The organism is Paenibacillus silvae, from assembly GCF_014639235.1.
GTDB lineage: Bacteria > Bacillota > Bacilli > Paenibacillales > Paenibacillaceae > Paenibacillus > Paenibacillus silvae.
In genome coordinates, this window is sequence record NZ_BMFU01000007.1 from 232923 (window position 1) to 251025 (window position 18103).

Sequence of the window (18103 nt, forward strand, 5' to 3'; positions counted from 1 at the left end):
TATTCACTTTCAGTCAGCCGCACTACAGACTCACCAGCTGCTCATACGTCTCAGGTCTGCGATCCCGATAAAATTGCCACACATTACGCACTTCCCGAATCATCTCCGTATCCATCTCGCCAATAACCACTTCATCCTGGTCCCTGCTGCCTACAGCCACCATGCGTCCCCTCGGGTCCACCAGATACGACTGCCCATAAAATTCACCCATATTCCACGGCGCTTCCACGCCTACACGATTGATTGCCGCTACATAATAACCATTAGCTACTGCATGAGCGGGTTGTTCCAGTTTCCACAAATACTCCGAGGTGCCTGCCACCGTAGCGGACGGATTGAACACAATTTCGGCCCCTGCCAGCCCAAGCAGACGCGCTCCTTCCGGAAAATGGCGATCATAACAGATATACACGCCCACTTTGGCGTAGGCCGTATCAAATACCGGATAACCGAGGTTGCCGGGTTTGAAATAATATTTTTCCCAGAAGCCGTTTGTCCCTTCTCCTGCCTCCACATGGGGAATATGATGCTTGCGATATTTGCCCAGATACGTTCCGTCCGCATCAATGACCGCCGCTGTATTGTAATAGGAAGCAATTCCATCCACCTCGTACACAGGCAAAATAAGGACTACAGCAAGCTCCTTCGCCAGCTCCTGAAAGCGTCTGGTTGTCGGCCCTTCCGGCACCCGCTCTGCCGATGCGTACCATTTGGGTGTTTGTTCTGTGCAAAAGTAAGGTCCGTAGAAAACCTCCTGCAGCCCGATGATCTGCGCCCCTCTCGCCGCTGCCTCACGTACAAGCCTGATGTGCTTCTGAATCGCCGCCTCCTTATGCACTTCAACAGGGGCTTCACCCTCAATGTCATGGGATGCCTGAATCAAACCGATACGAATTACACTCATAACGTCATCACGCCTCCTTTGGTAATATGCACATGCTGCGGATGGTACGGAACAGCACCTCTGTACCCAGCGCAATATCCTCAGGGGAGGAATATTCACTTGGATGATGACTGATGCCATCCTTGCTGCGAACAAAAATCATGCCATAATCGCACACATACGACAGTGCCAATGCATCATGGAACGGGCCGCTCATCAGCTCCGGAAGGGGTAGCTGAATCTCTTCTGCAGCAGAGCGAATGACAGACATGATCGACTCGGCGCAGTATCGAGGCTCACTGTTGGTATCCTCGTTGACGGAATACGTTAGACCATAACGAGAGCTGACCTCGTCCAGCAAAGTCATCAGCTGCGCCTGGAGCCGATTACGGCGCTTCATATCCATATCCCGTAAATCCACCGTAAAGCTAACTTCCTCAGGAATGATATTCCTCGAATCCGGGAACACCCTCAGACTTCCTACCGTACCAACAGTGGGGGCATCCGGGTCCTCACGCACCATATCATCAAAAGCGGCAATCACTTTGGCACTGCCTGCAAGGGCATCATGACGCATAAGCATTGGAACAGAACCCGCATGCCCGGCCATCCCCTTCATCGTTACCGTGAGCCAGAGCGGCCCGGAGATGCCTGTCACCAAACCTACAGGAGCATTCATAGCTTCCAGCACAGGCCCCTGCTCGATATGCAGCTCCAGATAATGCCCGATAGAACCTGGCGAATATGCAGCAGCAGCGAAATCAGCTGGCGAACAGCCGCAGGCCTCCAGTGCCTCCCGCCGAGTCACCCCGTTCTTGTCCTGACGTTCCAGCTCTCCTTCCTCCAGCTGATTCGTAATGCCGCGTGAACCGAACAATCCCTTGTTAAACCGGGCCCCCTCCTCATCACAAAAGGCAATGACCTCAATGGGCATCAGCGGCTGTATGCCTTGCTCAATCAGGGATTGTACAGCCTCCAGCGCACCTAATACACCGATAGCTCCGTCATAACGTCCACCATAAGGCTGGGAGTCGATATGTGAACCGATCATCAGGATCGGCAGAGTTGAATCCATTCCTTCCAGACGACCAATCAGATTGCCAAAAGCATCGATTCGAGTCGAAAGACCCGCCCCTTCCATCCAGGCTCTGACCCGTTTCACCCCCTCCATATCCTCCGGCGTAAGAGCAAGCCTACATACACCTGTATCTGCGATCCTGCCAATCTGCGCGAGCTCCTCAATATGCTGCATCAGCCGCAGCTGATTAATCGATGGGTCGGTTGTTGTCTGCATTCTGCTTCCCTCCTTGCATCAGCTTGTGCGTTTCATATGCTCATCTCATGCTCATCACACTTGATGCCCCCGTCCCCTAATTCTGGTAATCATGCAGACTGCCAAGCGCATTAAACAAGCTGGCTGCGATAAGATCGAGTTCTTCCTCGGTGGTGACAAACGGCGGCGACAGCGTCAAAATATTAGCAAAGCCCGGCACCGTATCTCCATTCTTGCCAATCAATATGCCATCCTGTTTACAATGAGCCAACACCTTCATCACGTTCTCCGCTTTCGCTGGCGAACCGTCCGGCTCAATCAGCTCGATGCCGCAGGCGAATCCGAAGAGACGGATATCACCTACGGGCGGAAGCTGGAGCAGTGGCGCAAGCTTCTCGCCCAGCATGCTGCCCAGCGCCGCTGCCCGGCTAACCAGCTGCTCCCGTTCCAGAATCTCAAGGTTGGCCAGCGCTACCCGGCATGATACCGGGTTACCGCCAAACGTATTCACATGCCGAAAATGACTGTCATCGCCTGGTTCGCGGAATGAATCGTATAAGTCCGATCTTACTGCTGTAGCGGAAAGCGGTGCATACGCACTCGTCATGCCCTTGGCCATCGTAACGATATCCGGCTGCACCCCGTAATTCTGATGGCCGAATTTCTGCCCCGAGCGTCCAAAGCCGCAGATCACCTCATCTACAATGAGCAGCACGCCATATCGCTGGCAGATATCCTGTACGGTACGCATATAATCCGGCGGGGGAACAATCATGCCGCCGCCCGTAATAACCGGCTCCATAATAACGGCAGCCACCGTCTCCGGGCCTTCCCAGCGGATCACCTCTTCATAAATGGCCGCACATTCCAGTCCGCAGCTATCCTTGCTTTTGCCGAACGGACAGCGGTAGCAGTATGGCGGAGGAACATGGGAGAAGCCCACGCCAAGCGGCTCGTATTTGATCTTGCGGGCTGCCTGACCCGTCGCACCAAGTGCCCCCATGGAGTTCCCGTGATATGCCCGGTGACGGGAGATGAACTTGTGACGCGTGGGCTCACCATTCTGATGGTGAAACTGACGGGCTATTTTGAAAGCCACCTCATTCGCGTCCGAGCCGGAGTTGGAGAAAAAAATCCGATACGGCCCTTCGAGCCATTCATTCAGCTTCTCTGCCAGCAAAATGGCGGGTTCATGACTCTGTGTCATTGGAATATAAGCGAGGGTTTTCATCTGTTTATAAGCGCTCTTCGCGATTTCCTCACGTCCGTGCCCTACATTGACACACCATAATCCCGACATCGCATCAAGATAACGCGTGCCCTCCTGATCCGTAATCCAGCTACCCTCTCCGCTAACCGCAATCATCGGATGATCGTTATGAGGTGAGATGTGGTGCCAGACGTACTTGCGATCCTTCTCCAGCCATTCTTCTCTCGTGCCACTCATGGGCTGGGGCTGCTGATTCACAGAACTCATCCGTCTTGCTCCTCTCTGATTGGGTATGAGCATGGCATGGTGCAGTGTTCAATGGTATAAATTATCCTCAATGCACTTGCACTTACTTCACAGCCTCTTCATACACGTTCTTCTCCAGAGCCTCATCCAGATTGGCTGCTTTTTTGATCAATCCATAGTTCAGAGCGATATCGGCTGTGCGGGCAAACGACTCATCCACAAAGCTGCCCACCTGCTTCTCGGTAAAGCCCTCCGGGCGGATCAGCTTTGCAATCTCTGCCAGCATCGTTACCTGATGCTCACGAGTTGTGCTGCCTTCCGTCACATTACTCATGACGATGTCCACCGTCTCATCCTGATGATCAATAGCATAATTCCAGCCTTTCAGGATCGCACGGGTCACTTTGACCGCCATCTCATGATTGCTGTCCACCCAGTCCTTCTTGGCAATCAGCGTATCCTCCAGCATGCCAACTCCGGCATCCTCAATATTGAACACATCCAGATCAGACTCCTTTACGCCGCTTTCGAGCACCACATGATACTCGTTATAGATCGTAGCCGTTGCCACATCCACCTGATCATTGAAAAACTGATCCATCGTAAAGCCCTGCTTGACAAGATTGATATCTTTTTTCGGATCAAGTCCGTTCTTCTCCATAAAAGCAAGCACCTGAAACTGCTGGCTGCCAAACCAGGTGCTGACCTTCTTGCCTTTCACCTGCGCCGGGCTGGTAATTCCTGCAGACTTCTTGGCAATCAGCCGATAACTGCTCTTCTGTGAGATCTGGGCAAGTGAAACGAGGGGCAGACCGTTATCGCGGCTGACCAGCAAACTATCCACTCCTGTAATGCCCACGTCGGCTGCGCCGTTAACTACCTGCTGCTCAATGACGATATCAGGCCCCCCGGGAATAATCTCCGCATCAATGCCTTCCTCTGCAAAAAAACCTTTTTCCTTCGCGGCATAGATTCCGGCAAACTGCGCCTGCGGCACCCATTTGAGCTGAATTTTCACTTTGGTTAATGACGAATTGGCTGCTTCGTTCCCGCCCGAGCTTGCAGCAGCTGGCTGCGATGACGGCTCGGTTGAAGCCGAGCAGGCCGAAAGCAGCAAAATACATAAGACCAGCATCCATAAACCCGGCTTCCACGTTTTGTTCATATACAGAACGACCCCCTGTTTATATATGGAATTTGTTCTTCTAATCCATGAGAATGGCTGCTCAACCATCTGTACGCGTTTGATTCCAGGGAAGCAGTCGTTTCTCCGTGAACACAACCAGCTCATAGAGAACAATGCCAAGCACTGCTGCGATGACGATACAAGCCCAGGCCAGAGGCATGTTAGCCAGTCGAATCTGATCGGAGAGCAAATAACCCAATCCTTGTGAAGCGATAAAGAACTCTCCGACAATCGCTCCGATAATGCTGGTCGACATGTTAATTTTCAATCCCGCAAAGAAAGAAGGCAGGGCATGAGGCAGTCTGAGTTTCCAAAAAAATTGCCTGCGGCTCGCAGCCAGACTATTCAGCAATTCGCCATACTGCGACTGGATCGACGTGAGTCCCTTGAACAGGCTGAACGCCATTGCCGCCATCGTAATAACCGACACCACAGCGATGCGGGACCAGATGCCGTCTCCGAACCAATTGTTCATGATTGGAGCCAGAGCCACAATCGGAACAGCATTGAGCGCAGACAACACAGTGACTGCTGCCCTGCCGCTGTTCGGAAAAAATGACGCTCCTGTGGCAGCCAGCACCCCAAGAAGCGAGCCAATCAGAAAGCCGCCCAGCATCTCGGTTCCGCTGTAAACGGCATAACGGAGCAGCATCTCCGCATTGTCGCGAATGGACAACACAATCGCGGAAGGGACAGGAAGCTGATAAACTTCCAGTGACAGCAGGACGTGAAAGAAGCGCAGCTGCCACAAGGTCAGAAATGCGGCTCCTGCCAACCATGGCAGCAAAGTACGGAAGAGGATGCTGAGCTTGATTCCATAGCCCTCTGTATCCTTCCGAGATCCGTCGATAGGAATAGCCGCATTTGCAGCCTGAACCGACTTTATTCTCACGGGATGCATCATACCCGCTGCGGCTTCAGCAGTTACTCCGGTGCCGGATGCTGTTCCCTCCTCACCTTTTCGTGGCAGTACAGTGCCTTCACTCATGCCGACCCGCCTCCCGTTGACCTGAATTCAGGCTGCCATGGTGTAAGCCAGCGTTCAATCAGGCTGATGAAAAGATAAGAGATCATGCCGATGCCCATGCTAAGCATGATGGTGGCCCAGAACATACCGACTTGTGCATGACCGTAGTACAGTGAACTGACCATCAGTACGCCGAGCCCGTCCGGCGCGCCCATCAACTCCACGACGATCGAGGAGGTCACCGCGAGCGGTGCTGCAATTTTCAAGCCGGAAAACAGCCCTGGCAGCGCCGAAGGGATCAAACATTTCGTGTAATGTGCAGTCCGCGAGGCACCACTCGCCAGCATGAGCTCCAGATGTTCACGGGAGGCACTCTTTAAACCTTTTAACGTATGGATAATAATCGGAAAAAAAGTGACGTAAGCCGCCATCAGAATACGCGCCCAGGCAGCGTTATGAATAATGCCGTAAACAATCGGCGCCAGTCCGATGACCGGGATCATCTGCGAAGATACAACATAAGGGGACAGTGTTCGCTCTAACCAGCCAGCGGCACTCATGAGCAGAGCCAGAAGCAGACCCAGTAACGCTCCTCCAGCGAAACCAAGAGCCGCATTCCCAAAAGTTACTGCGCCCTGTTCTGCCAGCGTGCCTGAATACCGAATAAACGCCTCAAGGACCTGATGAAGATACGGCAGACGGGAAGCAGCCTGCTGAGGAGACATGAACAAATGTAATACCCAGGCTATGCCTTCCCAAAATATAAAAAAAGCACTAATCCAGATCATCATCCAGACACGATAGCCCGGTTTACCCAAACGAAGAAACATTGGATGGATCACGCTCCCTCTGAAAACAGCTGCGAATCGTTGTGATCATCTGATAAAAGGCTTCCGTCTCCCTCAGCTCGCTCTGTCGTTCGGCAGGCAGATGCACGTCATGGATGGAATGCACTTGGCCCGGATGGGCAGAGAGAACAATAATGCGGTCGGATAAAAAAATCGCTTCGGGGATGCTATGGGTGACAAAGAGGAAGGTTTTGCCCGTAGAGCGTTTGATGTCCAACAGCTCCAGCTGCAGCTTTTCCTTGGTGAACTCATCGAGGGCCGAGAAAGGCTCATCCATCAGCAGCAGCGGCGGATCAAGGGCAAGCGCACGTGCGATGGATACACGCTGCTGCATCCCGCCACTAAGCTGCCATGGGTAATGATCCGCGAATCGGGTCAGCCCGACCATTTCCAGCAGTTCACCGCTAATGCGTCGGCACTCCTTCCGTGGGGTACCCAGCAGTTCCATGGGCAGTTCTACATTACGGCGCACGGTACGCCATTCGAAAAGAGCCGGAGTCTGGAAAACGATGCCGAATTGCCTTTGCATTCTTGCTCGCTTCGGCTCCTGCCCTGCAAGCCGAATGCTGCCCGTTGTTGGCTGAAGCAGATCGGCCACTAATCGGAGCAGCGTTGATTTGCCGCAGCCCGAAGGCCCTAATAAAGAGACAAATTCATTGGAATGCACATGAAACGTCACATCGGATAAGGCCGTCACTTGCTGACTCCCGCTGCCAAATACAACGGAGACATGATCCACATCTATGAGCTTGTTTGCGGACGGAATGACGGCTTGGTGGATGGGAGCTGGAGATTGAGAGGTCATAGGCATTCTCCTTTGCGGTATGAGAAGTATTGATACAATTCAGGAGCAAGTGGCAGGTTAAGCTACACGGAAGTAACAGACTTTAGCTTGTTAGGTACTACTATATCGTGTTGGGCAAAAAATACATTATACAAACTGTTTGGAAAATAGGCTGATCCATGTGACATAGTGTAAAACGAGCTTGATTCCGATTCCATTTTCCGTACATTTACTGTAACGTTAAATAACATAAATCTTCCATTCATCAGATATACCTTCTCAACCTATCCCCTCTGTAATCTGCGTATATTCATTTGTATTAATTGATCAAATATTCGGAAAATTTGACATAACCCCTCGTAATCACATGTGATTTCATGTATAACGTTGGATATAGACAGAGAATAGTTCGTAAGCAAGCGTCGGTACTGCTGTAACACCAGGCCTCAATCAAGTTTGAAATCATTGAAAACAAAGCTGTTCAAGGGCTGTTCAAATCCAGATATCGGGGTGGTCATGATGTTTGATTGGCTGGGATGGAAAAAAGGCTTGCCGCTGTGGTGGTCTTATCGGTTGAATGCACACCGTACACATGATGTGGAGCAGATTTTTGAAGGGATTGCCGAAACCAGAAGGCAGTTAATGATGGATTGGGCGAGTGATCAGTGGAACCATCTGGACCGCTTGCTGCATCAGATGGAATCGGTCAGACCCCAGGACGTGAAGCCAGGATCGCCACAGGAAGAGAAGTTGAAAAGTTTGTTTAAAGCGAGTTATGCACGATCACAGGATAGCACTGAATTGTTTATACTGAACGAGCAGCATCAGGTCATATTTTCTACATATCAGAAACATATTGGACAACGTTACACCACTCATGAAAATGCTTCTTTCGAACGTGGCCTAAACCACGTAATAACTGGTGCACCCGGCCAAAAATGCTTGTATGGCCCTTATGCTGATCCACTTACACTGGAGATTGGGCCACGCTCGTCCACATTTCATGACGCCATTACGCTGATGTTCATTGCTCCGATTGTTCATCAAGGCAAATATGCAGGAGCTTTGTGCAGCCGTATTCCCGGTGATGTGCTTGGTGATCTCATTCAGCGTGAGTCAGGACATATCTACCCGGACTCCGGCGATAACTATCTGTTTATGGCTGAATCTGTCCTGCGGCCTGAACTGCAGCCAGGAACAGCCTTGTCCCGAAGCCGGTTCGAGGATCGAACGTTTACCCATGGTGAAAATCTGAAGGATGGCGTAACGACCGACTGGGGCATGGTGTCTGTGCAGGCACATACAGAGCTTGAATTGATGTTCACCGATCCGTCCACAGGACAATTACATCCTGGCGTATCGAAAACGATTCAGAACGGCTCGAATCTGTTTGTTGCCTATCCCGGGTACTCGGACTATCGCCATATCCCTGTTATCGGTAAAGGCATCACCTTTCAGCTTCCGCACTGCCCGGATCGCTGGGGTATGATGTGCGAGGGCGATCTGGAGGAAGTGTACCGCATCCGCAGTATCGGGTGGCGACAATCGAAACAGCATGGCATTTATATTATTTTCTCGGCAATTCTTGCAGCTGCCTTGATTTTTGCCCTGACAGGCAGCGGCTGGAGTGCCGCTGCGATTGCCGGTTTTAATGTTATATTTGGATTCTTTGGCGCATGGCAGCTTCATCGTAAACAATACAGCCGCGTGCACGAAGACCTGGGACGCCTGAGCCAATTCATCCGCATTAATGCGGAGGGCAAGGGAGATCTGACACAGCGTCTGGACACGAATTCCTTTGCCCAGGATGAATCCGGCGAGTTGGCCAAATGGATCAATAACATGATTGATTCGCTCGAAAGCATCATGCTCAAAGTCCAGCGGGCTACGGAGGATGTCATGGATAATCAGTATCTGATGCGCAATTCCACCGAGACAACGCAGGTAACTACAGATCGTGTGAATCTCAAGCTTGGCTCCATGATTCAAGCCATCCGCACCCAGTTGCAGGATCTGGATCAAGCGAAGCAAGCCGCAGACCATATGCGACTGACGCTGCAGCAACTGGAGATGTCGGCTAATGAACAGATCGGCGTGGCCAGACAGGAAGTGGACCGCATCGGTGACAAAATGATTCAAATCTCCGGCGCGGTATCCGATACCAACCAGACGATTCTGTCTTTTCTCGGCACCATGAAGGAAATCTATCGCGCTTTGGCGGTCATTGATGAAATATCTGCACAGACAAATCTGCTTGCATTGAATGCAACGATTGAGGCTGCTCGTGTGGGAGAGCATGGTCGCGGATTCTCCGTCGTCGCCGATGAGATTCGCAAGCTGGCGGACGTCTCCCGCTCTTCCACAGAGGACATACATCACATACTGGATCGAATCTCGGTTGCGGCAAGTGCAGCTTCCAAGCAAATTACCGAGGGAGATCAAGTGCTTGCGGAAGGCACCAGTCTCGTTCAGGCAGCCTCCGAGCTTCTCCAGAAAGCCACAGCCGAAGAAGCAGAGCGTACACAAGTGGTGGATCAGGTCGTATTTCTAATGGAGAATATTGCTGCGATCAGTCACCAGAATCGGGCCACCTCAGCCGAGGTGGAAGCCGAGATGATGGCGTTGATTCGGGATATGATGAAAGTGCAGCAATCCTCTCATGATGTGGAGGCCATCACGATCTTCCTGCAGCAAGTGGTTGGACAGTTCCAGCTGAACCAGCCTGCCTGAATTGCTGTCACCGGACGTCATCATTGACGCGGATTGGAGAAATAGCTAAAATTTGATGCAACTGTTGCTTTCGTAATTGTCGTATCATTTATTATAGAAGATATCCAATCTGAACGTTGAAAGGGTGGTCTGCATGGAACTGCTTCAGGATTCATTTGGCCGAATACATGACTACATCCGTATTTCCGTTACGGACCGCTGCAATCTGCGCTGCGTTTACTGCATGCCCGCGGAAGGCATGGAGTTTGCTCCACATGATGAAATTATGAGTTATGAAGAGATTGCGGAAGTGCTGAAAGTGCTCGCCCCCATGGGCATGCGCAAGGTTCGGCTCACCGGCGGGGAGCCGCTGGTGCGTAAAGACCTGCACAAACTTGTAGGCATGATCTCCGCGATCGACGGCATTGAAGATATTGCTCTGACGACCAATGCGCTACTGCTGGACAAACAGGCACAAGCGTTGAAGGATGCAGGCTTGAATCGTATCAATATCAGTCTCGACTCGCTGCATGCCGACCGCTTCTCCATGATTACACGTGGTGGAGATGTGAATAAGGTGTTAAAAGGCATTGAAGCAGCTACGGCTGTCGGACTTGCACCGATCAAGCTGAATGTCGTGCTTATGAAGGGCATTAATGATGATGAAATCAAGGATTTCATTGCCATGACGATGGATCAGCCGCTGCATGTGCGATTTATTGAATACATGCCCATCGGACACGCCTCCGATTCCTGGCGCAAATCGTATTTGCCGCTGGAGGCCGTAACAGATGTGTGCGCAGAAGCTGGCTGGACGGTGGAGAACACCGAAGGCCCTGCCGGGAACGGTCCATCTCGCAACATGAGAATCAAGGGCTCCCAAGGTACTTTTGGCCTGATCCATCCGGTAAGCGATCACTTTTGTGACAACTGCAACCGGCTGAGGCTGACCGCTGATGGACATATCAAAGCCTGCCTCTACTGGTCGGATGAGTATAATGTTCGCCGCTTCGTGGATGATCCCGATGCCATGGCGGCACTCTTCCTCAAGGCGCTGGGTACGAAACCGAAGAATCATGAAATGGCTCTGGCCCTAGAGAAAAAAATGCAGTCACATACCCCAACCGTGCGGCGTATGTCACAGATCGGCGGATAAAAAAAGAAGGGTTCTCTATATTCGAACGGTAGAAATGTCAGCTGTCCCCAACAGCTCGAGCTGCTGCTTCAAAAACTTAGGAAACAGACTAAAACAGACGAGAATACCACGTTCCCGTCTGTTTTTTTGGCGTTTCTCCCCTTTTAAGGTCAGATATTGCTTGCTCTCTATGAGCAGACATCGATGCACTGCTGCACTAGGATTCAAACGTTTTCAAAAAATATAGTAGACATTATGGTCTGATGGAGTCTAAAATTCAATAATCGTTCTGACGATGTATTATATACGCCCATATGATAAATACACATACACTATAGGAGCTGACCTTATTGAACATTGTAGAAGCACTCGTTGCAGCAAGTCCTTATTTCAAAATTATGTTAAAGGAACACGATATTATGATTGCCGTAACCGATACGGAGAAGTTCTGGTATTACGTTCCCAGCAACGAGCTTGATCTTGGCATCAAAGCCGGTGACCCCATCTCTCTTGAGGACCCTACACTGCGCCGTGCATTAGTGAACGGTGAAACTTCGGCCAATCGAATTGACGCCAAATTCTACGGTACAGCGATCAATTCGGCGGCTACGCCGCTGTATGATGAACATGGAAAGATTGCAGGTACACTTGCTATTGGATTTTCTCTTCAGAATGAAGAAAAGCTGGAGCACTTTACCGAACTGATTACCGGTATCAGTGGCAGATTAACCGATATGGTGCAGACCGTAGCAGCACAGTCCGAGCAGTTAACAGCATCATCCACACAGATTCTGGACAATACCCGTATAGCGGTGCAAAATTCTGGCGAGGTTAACAAGGTCGCCGGATTTATCCGCGAGATTTCAGAACAGACGAATCTGCTCGGTCTGAATGCTGCCATTGAAGCTGCACGAGCTGGCGAGGCAGGCGCAGGCTTCGGTGTCGTGGCAGCCGAGGTACGCAAACTGTCTACTGGAACCAAGGAAGCTACGGTCAACATTGAACGTTCACTCAAGGATGTGCAGACCTCCATTCGTCAGATGGAACAGGAAATCACCTCCATAGCCCAGTCCAGTAATGAACAGGCCGAGCTGGTAACCGAGTTCAGTGAAGTCATTGATCATCTGAATGAAGTGAGCCGTGACCTTAAACTGTTCATTGAATCCATGCTGTTGAAAGCGGAATAAACCCAGCCGCCTGTTCGTCTATGAAGCAAAGAGCTTCCAGCACATCATCAGCGCGAGTCCCACCATAATAAGCGCGGATAAACGGTTCAGTGCGTGCCGAACCCGTCCAGTGTTATCATTGCTGCCAACCAGCCTGCCTGCACCTGCAAGTCCCAGAAACCATACCCAGGATACAGCTGCTGTTGTTAAGGCAAAACAGACACGTTCCATCCCTTTATACTGAAGTGAGCTGGTGCCAATCACAGCCACCGTATCCAGCAAGGCATGAGGGTTGAGCAGGGAAACCGAAGCAGCAAATGTAATTTGACGCAATGCAGACATGGCCTTCGGGGCTTCTTCCCTGGAAGCAGATGACTTCCACAGTCCCCTAGCCATATAGAGTAGAAACAGACTGCCTGCCCCATATAAAGTATTGGTCAGCATCGGCCATTGTAACAAAACAAGGGACAAGCCTCCCACAGCTGCACCAATCAGCAATGTATCACTAATGCTTGCTGTAACAACAGCAGGCATTGCATGCAGATATTTCTTCTGACTCAGCCCTTGATTAAAAATAAATACATTTTGGACACCCAGCGGCAGAATCAGGCCAAAGGCCAGCACCACTGCGTGGATCATGACTTCCATTCCTTCTCATCCCCCTTATCTGTGTCTTCAGAGTAGATGAGACGCAGTCACATGTAACCAGCCACTTGGATGGTAAAGAACCCAACCAAATGATATAGTGTACGGTACGTAAGACATTGGAGGTGAACCTTCCTGATGGGACGTAGCCCTGTTGATCGTTCTTCCAGCATCAGCTGGAAGCCAGACCCTGCACTTGATCTGCCTATGTATCGTCAGATTGAAGCCTATATTCGTCAGAAGATCGCCACAGGGGAATGGTCTGCCGGATATCGCCTTCCTTCTCAGCGAACGCTGGCGGCAGCCATGGGAGTAAACCGAAGTACACTGGTGACTGCCCTGGATAATCTTGCCGCAACAGGGATGATTGAAGGCCGCCACGGTGGTGGGACCTATGTCTCCGGTTCAGGCTGGCACAGCCTTGCGCATACATCACTGCCCAATTGGAGCGAAGCTGCACAGGAGGGCTGGTATTATCCGAATCTGCCTGAGATACAGCAGATTAATCAGGCCGAATTCCGTCCAGGCATTATTCGGCTGGGCACAGGCGAGCTTGCACCTGAGCTCATGCCCAGTGCAGCATTCAACGAAATTCTTCAGAACTTGTCCAGCCGTACCCGGACCCTTAATTATATTGAACCTCAAGGCAGCCTCGAGCTTCGCGAGGCCTTGGCCCTGCACTTGCAAACCAGCGGCATCCAGGCATCGCCGGATTCCATCCTGATTGTATCTGGCTCGCTGCAGGCACTGCATCTGATCTCGGTAGGACTCCTGCCGCGTGGTTCAGCCGTGCTGCTGGAGAAACCCTCGTATCTCTATTCGATTCATGCCTTTCAATCCGCCGGTTTGAAACTGAACGGTATTCCTATGAATGAGGAGGGACTCGATCTCGAGTATCTGGATCGAGCCATCCAGACCGTGAAAAGGGTACGCAGCGAGAACGGGGACGAATCTTTTCCACTGTTGTACACGATCCCAAGCTTCCACAACCCTACAGGGGGTGTAATGAGCAGAGAGCGCCGGGAACAATTAATGTCACTTGCCCGCATCTCCGGCATCTCCATTCTGGAGGATGCTGCTTATCAGGAGCTGTGGCTGGAGCATCCTCCCCCGCCCTCGCTCAAAGCAAACGACCTGGAAGGCCGGGTGCTGCATATGGGCACGCTCTCCAAAGCAGTCAGCCCCGGACTTCGTCTTGGCTGGCTTGTCGGCCCTGTGCCCGTCATTCGCAGACTTGCCGATATCAAAATGCAGACGGATTATGGCACCAGTTCACTAGCTCAGGAAGCAGCGGCATCATGGTTTTCTGACGGGCACCATGCAAGCCACATGGAGCAACTTCGCCCTGAACTTCGTAAACGCAAAGCGTTCATGCTGACGTTATTGCAGCAGCACTTCCACGACATTGCCGATTGGACAACACCGGAAGGCGGCTTCTATATCTGGCTGCGTTTCTCAGCGGAACCGTTATCCATAAGGCGATTATTCCATGACTGTCTGGAGGAAGATGTGCTGATTCACCCGGGTTACCTGTATGACCGGCTTGATGCGAAGCATATCCGCCTCTCGTATGCCTATGCTTCCTTAGATGAGATGGAGCGTGGATTAATCCTTCTTGCGCAAGCGGCGCGCAGGCTGCTGCTGAATCAACCTTAAAACAGCCTTGAACTGAAGGAGCATATCCCCGGTTCAAGGCTGTTAGCATACTGTGAGTTACATTGGAATACCAAATATAAGTTCGTTAACCTTTTACCGCACCCTCCGCAATGCCCTCCATAATGAATTTCTGGAAGAACGCGTAGATCAGAATGACTGGAATCGCCGTCAGAACGAGAGAAGAGAGAATTAAAGGCCACTCCTTGTTGTACTCGCCAAACAGCATGTTCGTGGACAGAATTAACGTATATCTGTTCACATCGGTCAGCATGAGCAGCGGCAGCAGGAAATCGTTCCAGATCCACAGGAAGTCCAGAATTGCAATCGTCACGGTGATTGGCAGCAGCAGCGGGAAAATGATCCGGAAGAACGTCTGGAATTCGTTACAGCCATCAATCTGAGCTGATTCTTCCAATTCACGCGGAATGGACTTCACAAACCCGTGATAGAGGAAGATTGCCATATTTACACCAAGTCCAATATAGATCAAAGCCAGTCCGTATGTGCTGCCCTGTACCCCCATGCCCTTCGCCACTCGCGTCAGCGGGATCATAATAGAATGGAAAGGCACCAGCATGGATGCAACAAACATAAAGAAGATCAGGTTGCTTAATCGACCGGAAGTCCGTGACAGCTTGTAACCCGCCAGAGAAGCGCAGAATACAATTCCCCCGATGCCCAGAATGGACACAATGGCCGAGTTGAGCGAGCTGCCGAGCAGATTGATTTTGTTAAAAGCATCGGTATAGTTCTCCCAGTGCAGTGTTGTCGGAAGAGCGATAAAGGATTGGAACATCTCGCCCTGTGTCTTGAACGAGTTTACCACGGCCATATAGATCGGCAGCATGGCAACCATGGAGCCAAGGATCAGGAACAGTCGAATCAGAACGTTATTTATCCGCCGCATCCTCATGCTTCCACCTCTTTTCTCTTCATGACGGTGATCTGAATGAGTGTAAAGATGAGAACGATGATAAACAGTACAACCGATTTGGCACTTGCGTAACCATACCTGAAGTTGTTGGAGAAGGCCTCTTCATAAATATTCATCGTGATAACTTGAGTCGCCCGGCCAGGTCCGCCGCCTGTCAAACCATAAACCACCTCGAACACTTTAAATGCACCATTCAGCGTCAGAAAGAAACAGATGGTAATGGCATGTGTAATCATTGGCAGGACCACGTTGCGCAGCACTTGAAAAGCGTTGGCTCCGTCAATCACGGCGGCCTCCTTTAGGCTCTGTGGCACGCCTTGCAGCGCTGCCAGATAAATGATCATCATGTAGCCCACACCGTTCCAGAGCGACACGATCAGTATCGAGTAGAAGGAAAACTTCGGATCACCAAGCCATTGCTGGTCGAGAAAAGAAACGGCCAGCTTCTCCGCCAGCTGTGGCAGCACCTGTGAAAAGATAAACGTCCACATAAATGCACTGATGATGGTACTGATCATGTTCGGCATGAAGAACAGCGTTCTAAAAAGGCCTTTACTGCGTGTACGTGTCTCGATGAACACCGCGAGCAGCAGCGCAATGACGTTCTGCAGAACAAGCATAAACACAACATATTTCAGTGTAAACCACAGAGAATTCAGAAAGTCGGGGTCTTCCTTGAACAATTCCACGAAGTTTCCCAGTCCGATAAAGCTGTAGTCACGATTCAACCCGTTCCAGTCGGTCAAGCTGTAGAACATGCCGCTAAAGGTTGGGTACAACAGGAATATTGCATAGATTACAAAGGCTGGCGCTGTAAACGCTAGCAGTGAAAGGTACTTTTTGAACACACTCGTAGCCATAACTTCTCCCCCTTTATACACAGCGGATGAAGGGAACGGGGGAACGAAGATCGTTCAGCCAGCCGTTTCATCTGCCTAGAGACTGCGACGAAATAAAGCACCGCTTGTTTGCCGACAAAGCTCCCGGGTACCGCTCGGGGTACCCGGGAGACTTTATCGACAAATGCGGGTACCGATTTTCTCACGGGTCTTATTTGTTTACTTTATTGTAGGACTTCCACGCCTTGTCGAGTGCATCAATGACCTGCTGTTGATTCAGCTGTCCGGAGTAGTACCCTTGCAGCGCTTTACCAGACTCATCCTTAACGGCTTGAGGGATCGTTGGATCTTGATAAGCTTTGCCTTCGTTCACATATTTCAGTGCATCGTCTACCCACGGGAAGCTCTTGAACGTATGCACTTTGGCCACCGGATTGAACTTGAGCGCTTCGTAGAATGCGCTTGAATCCTTGTCATCCAGGATGTAGTTCACGAAATCGAGTGCAACTTCTTTATTTTTACTTGTAGAGGATACAGCCAGTGAAGTAGACGTACTCAGGTTGATTTTGGTATCGTCCGGGTTGTCGTTCAGCGGCATTGGAGCTACACCGAAATTGATGTCCGGATTGGACTTCAGAATGGTCTCTGCGTACCAAGGTCCTTGAATCCACATCGCAGCTTTGCCAGTTGCGTAAGCCGCTGCGCCGTCATCGGCTCCCACTTCAAGCGCTTTGTCCGTTCCGTTGGCATTCACGAGATCAAATACATCGAACAATGCCTTCATATCCGAGAAGGAAGCTTCGTCCTTGTTCATTTTCTCTACGAAATCCTTGTGCTCCGTCTGTGTCAGTGCCCCTACAGTCAGCGGCAGGAACAGCTGCGGAACCCAGGCCTCTTTGTAAGACAGCTCAAACGGTGTGATTCCGGCAGCCTTCAGCTTCTCTACAACCGCTTTCATTTCTGTCAATGTTGTTGGAACCTCAAGTCCTTGCTCCTTGAAAATATCCTTGTTGTACAGATACCCCCATGATAAGGTTTCCAGCGGAACAGCAACGATTTTGCCGCTTGCATCCGTTACGGATGGTTTCACTGAATCGAGAAGTTTATCTACGAAAGGCTGATCCGACAGGTCTTCCAGATATCCGGCTTTGCTGAATGGAGGAATCTCGTTCACCGCATGCAGAGCGAATACGTCCGGTGCGTCATTGGAGGCCAGTCTTGTTTTCAAAATCTGAGGTGCATTATCTGCCGGCGGCATCTCCAGCTGCACATTCACCTCGATATTTTTGTCCGCTTTTTCCTTGGCTTTGAACTGTTCTATATATTTATCATAATGTTCCTTGAGCCTTGGCTGAGCGATGAATACTTTGAGGTTCACTGTGCTGCCTGCTGCAACTTCTTTTTGTTCATTGTCCGTTCCTGCATTCGAGCCACAGCCCGCCAGCAGAACGCTAACCAGTGCCGCACTTACAACGCTTTTCCATACTTTCATCTCTTATGACCTCCCGGTATGACTGGTTTGTCTTTCATAGGCTCATTATATATCGCAGAATGTAAGCGCTTCATTGGACAAAATTAGACTCTTCCATTGGATTATTTTAAACCTTAATCCAATCATAATC

General features: G+C 50.8%; 15 protein-coding genes. 4 read left to right on the plus strand and 11 right to left on the minus strand.

Annotated elements, in window-relative coordinates; genetic code table 11:
* Positions 1–22 precede the first annotated feature (22 nt).
* From IEW26_RS21690 to IEW26_RS21720, 7 genes are all read right to left on the minus strand, one after another.
* Positions 23–904 (minus strand): nitrilase-related carbon-nitrogen hydrolase, encoded by an 882-nt coding sequence (locus IEW26_RS21690; RefSeq protein WP_188593845.1) that lies wholly within the window; start codon positions 902–904, stop codon positions 23–25.
* Positions 905–911: 7 nt separating this feature from the next.
* Entirely contained in the window at positions 912–2177 is a 1266-nt protein-coding gene (locus IEW26_RS21695; RefSeq protein ID WP_188593846.1) for a M20 family metallo-hydrolase, read from the minus strand.
* Between the two features lie 76 nt (positions 2178–2253).
* Positions 2254–3633 carry an aspartate aminotransferase family protein gene (locus IEW26_RS21700; protein WP_188593847.1) on the minus strand — a complete coding sequence of 460 codons (1380 nt, stop codon included), beginning with the start codon at positions 3631–3633 and terminating at the stop codon, positions 2254–2256.
* Positions 3634–3715: 82 nt separating this feature from the next.
* A complete protein-coding gene (locus IEW26_RS21705) occupies positions 3716–4777 on the minus strand; it encodes an ABC transporter substrate-binding protein (RefSeq protein WP_188593848.1) in 1062 nt (353 codons plus the stop codon).
* A gap of 61 nt (positions 4778–4838) precedes the next feature.
* Positions 4839–5786 (minus strand): ABC transporter permease, encoded by a 948-nt coding sequence (locus IEW26_RS21710; RefSeq protein WP_229729969.1) that lies wholly within the window; start codon positions 5784–5786, stop codon positions 4839–4841.
* On the minus strand, positions 5783–6595 hold the full coding sequence (locus IEW26_RS21715; protein WP_188593849.1) for an ABC transporter permease: 813 nt from the start codon (positions 6593–6595) through the stop codon (positions 5783–5785). Before IEW26_RS21715 ends, IEW26_RS21710 begins: the two co-directional genes overlap by 4 nt.
* A complete protein-coding gene (locus tag IEW26_RS21720) occupies positions 6576–7418 on the minus strand; it encodes an ABC transporter ATP-binding protein (protein WP_188593850.1) in 843 nt (280 codons plus the stop codon). The genes IEW26_RS21715 and IEW26_RS21720 overlap by 20 nt, the downstream gene beginning before the upstream one ends.
* 495 nt (positions 7419–7913) lie before the next feature.
* Here IEW26_RS21720 and IEW26_RS21725 point away from each other — a divergent pair, with 495 nt between their 5' ends.
* From IEW26_RS21725 to IEW26_RS30655, 3 genes are all read left to right on the plus strand, one after another.
* A complete protein-coding gene (locus IEW26_RS21725; protein WP_308423553.1) occupies positions 7914–10127 on the plus strand; it encodes a methyl-accepting chemotaxis protein in 2214 nt (737 codons plus the stop codon).
* 133 nt (positions 10128–10260) lie between these two features.
* The gene (gene moaA / locus IEW26_RS21730; RefSeq protein ID WP_188593851.1) at positions 10261–11262 is read left to right on the plus strand and encodes a GTP 3',8-cyclase MoaA; all 1002 of its coding nucleotides are present in this window, start codon (positions 10261–10263) and stop codon (positions 11260–11262) included.
* A gap of 329 nt (positions 11263–11591) precedes the next feature.
* Positions 11592–12428: a methyl-accepting chemotaxis protein gene (locus IEW26_RS30655; protein ID WP_111269024.1), complete on the plus strand. Its 837-nt coding sequence runs from the start codon at positions 11592–11594 to the stop codon at positions 12426–12428.
* A gap of 18 nt (positions 12429–12446) precedes the next feature.
* Here the strand turns inward: IEW26_RS30655 and IEW26_RS21740 are convergent, their stop codons facing one another.
* On the minus strand, positions 12447–13055 hold the full coding sequence (locus tag IEW26_RS21740) for a LysE/ArgO family amino acid transporter (RefSeq protein ID WP_188593852.1): 609 nt from the start codon (positions 13053–13055) through the stop codon (positions 12447–12449).
* Positions 13056–13190: 135 nt separating this feature from the next.
* Here IEW26_RS21740 and IEW26_RS21745 point away from each other — a divergent pair, with 135 nt between their 5' ends.
* On the plus strand, positions 13191–14708 hold the full coding sequence (locus tag IEW26_RS21745; RefSeq protein WP_188593853.1) for an aminotransferase-like domain-containing protein: 1518 nt from the start codon (positions 13191–13193) through the stop codon (positions 14706–14708).
* 85 nt (positions 14709–14793) lie between these two features.
* Here IEW26_RS21745 and IEW26_RS21750 read toward each other — a convergent pair whose 3' ends face one another.
* The 3 genes from IEW26_RS21750 to IEW26_RS21760 all read right to left on the minus strand — a co-directional run bounded on the left by IEW26_RS21750 (position 14794) and on the right by IEW26_RS21760 (position 17973).
* Positions 14794–15621 carry a carbohydrate ABC transporter permease gene (locus tag IEW26_RS21750; protein ID WP_145404466.1) on the minus strand — a complete coding sequence of 276 codons (828 nt, stop codon included), beginning with the start codon at positions 15619–15621 and terminating at the stop codon, positions 14794–14796.
* Positions 15618–16502 carry a carbohydrate ABC transporter permease gene (locus tag IEW26_RS21755; RefSeq protein WP_111269020.1) on the minus strand — a complete coding sequence of 295 codons (885 nt, stop codon included), beginning with the start codon at positions 16500–16502 and terminating at the stop codon, positions 15618–15620. Before IEW26_RS21755 ends, IEW26_RS21750 begins: the two co-directional genes overlap by 4 nt.
* 190 nt (positions 16503–16692) lie before the next feature.
* Positions 16693–17973, minus strand: a complete 1281-nt coding sequence (locus IEW26_RS21760) for an ABC transporter substrate-binding protein (RefSeq protein ID WP_111269019.1) — start codon at positions 17971–17973, stop codon at positions 16693–16695.
* Positions 17974–18103: the final 130 nt, after the last annotated feature.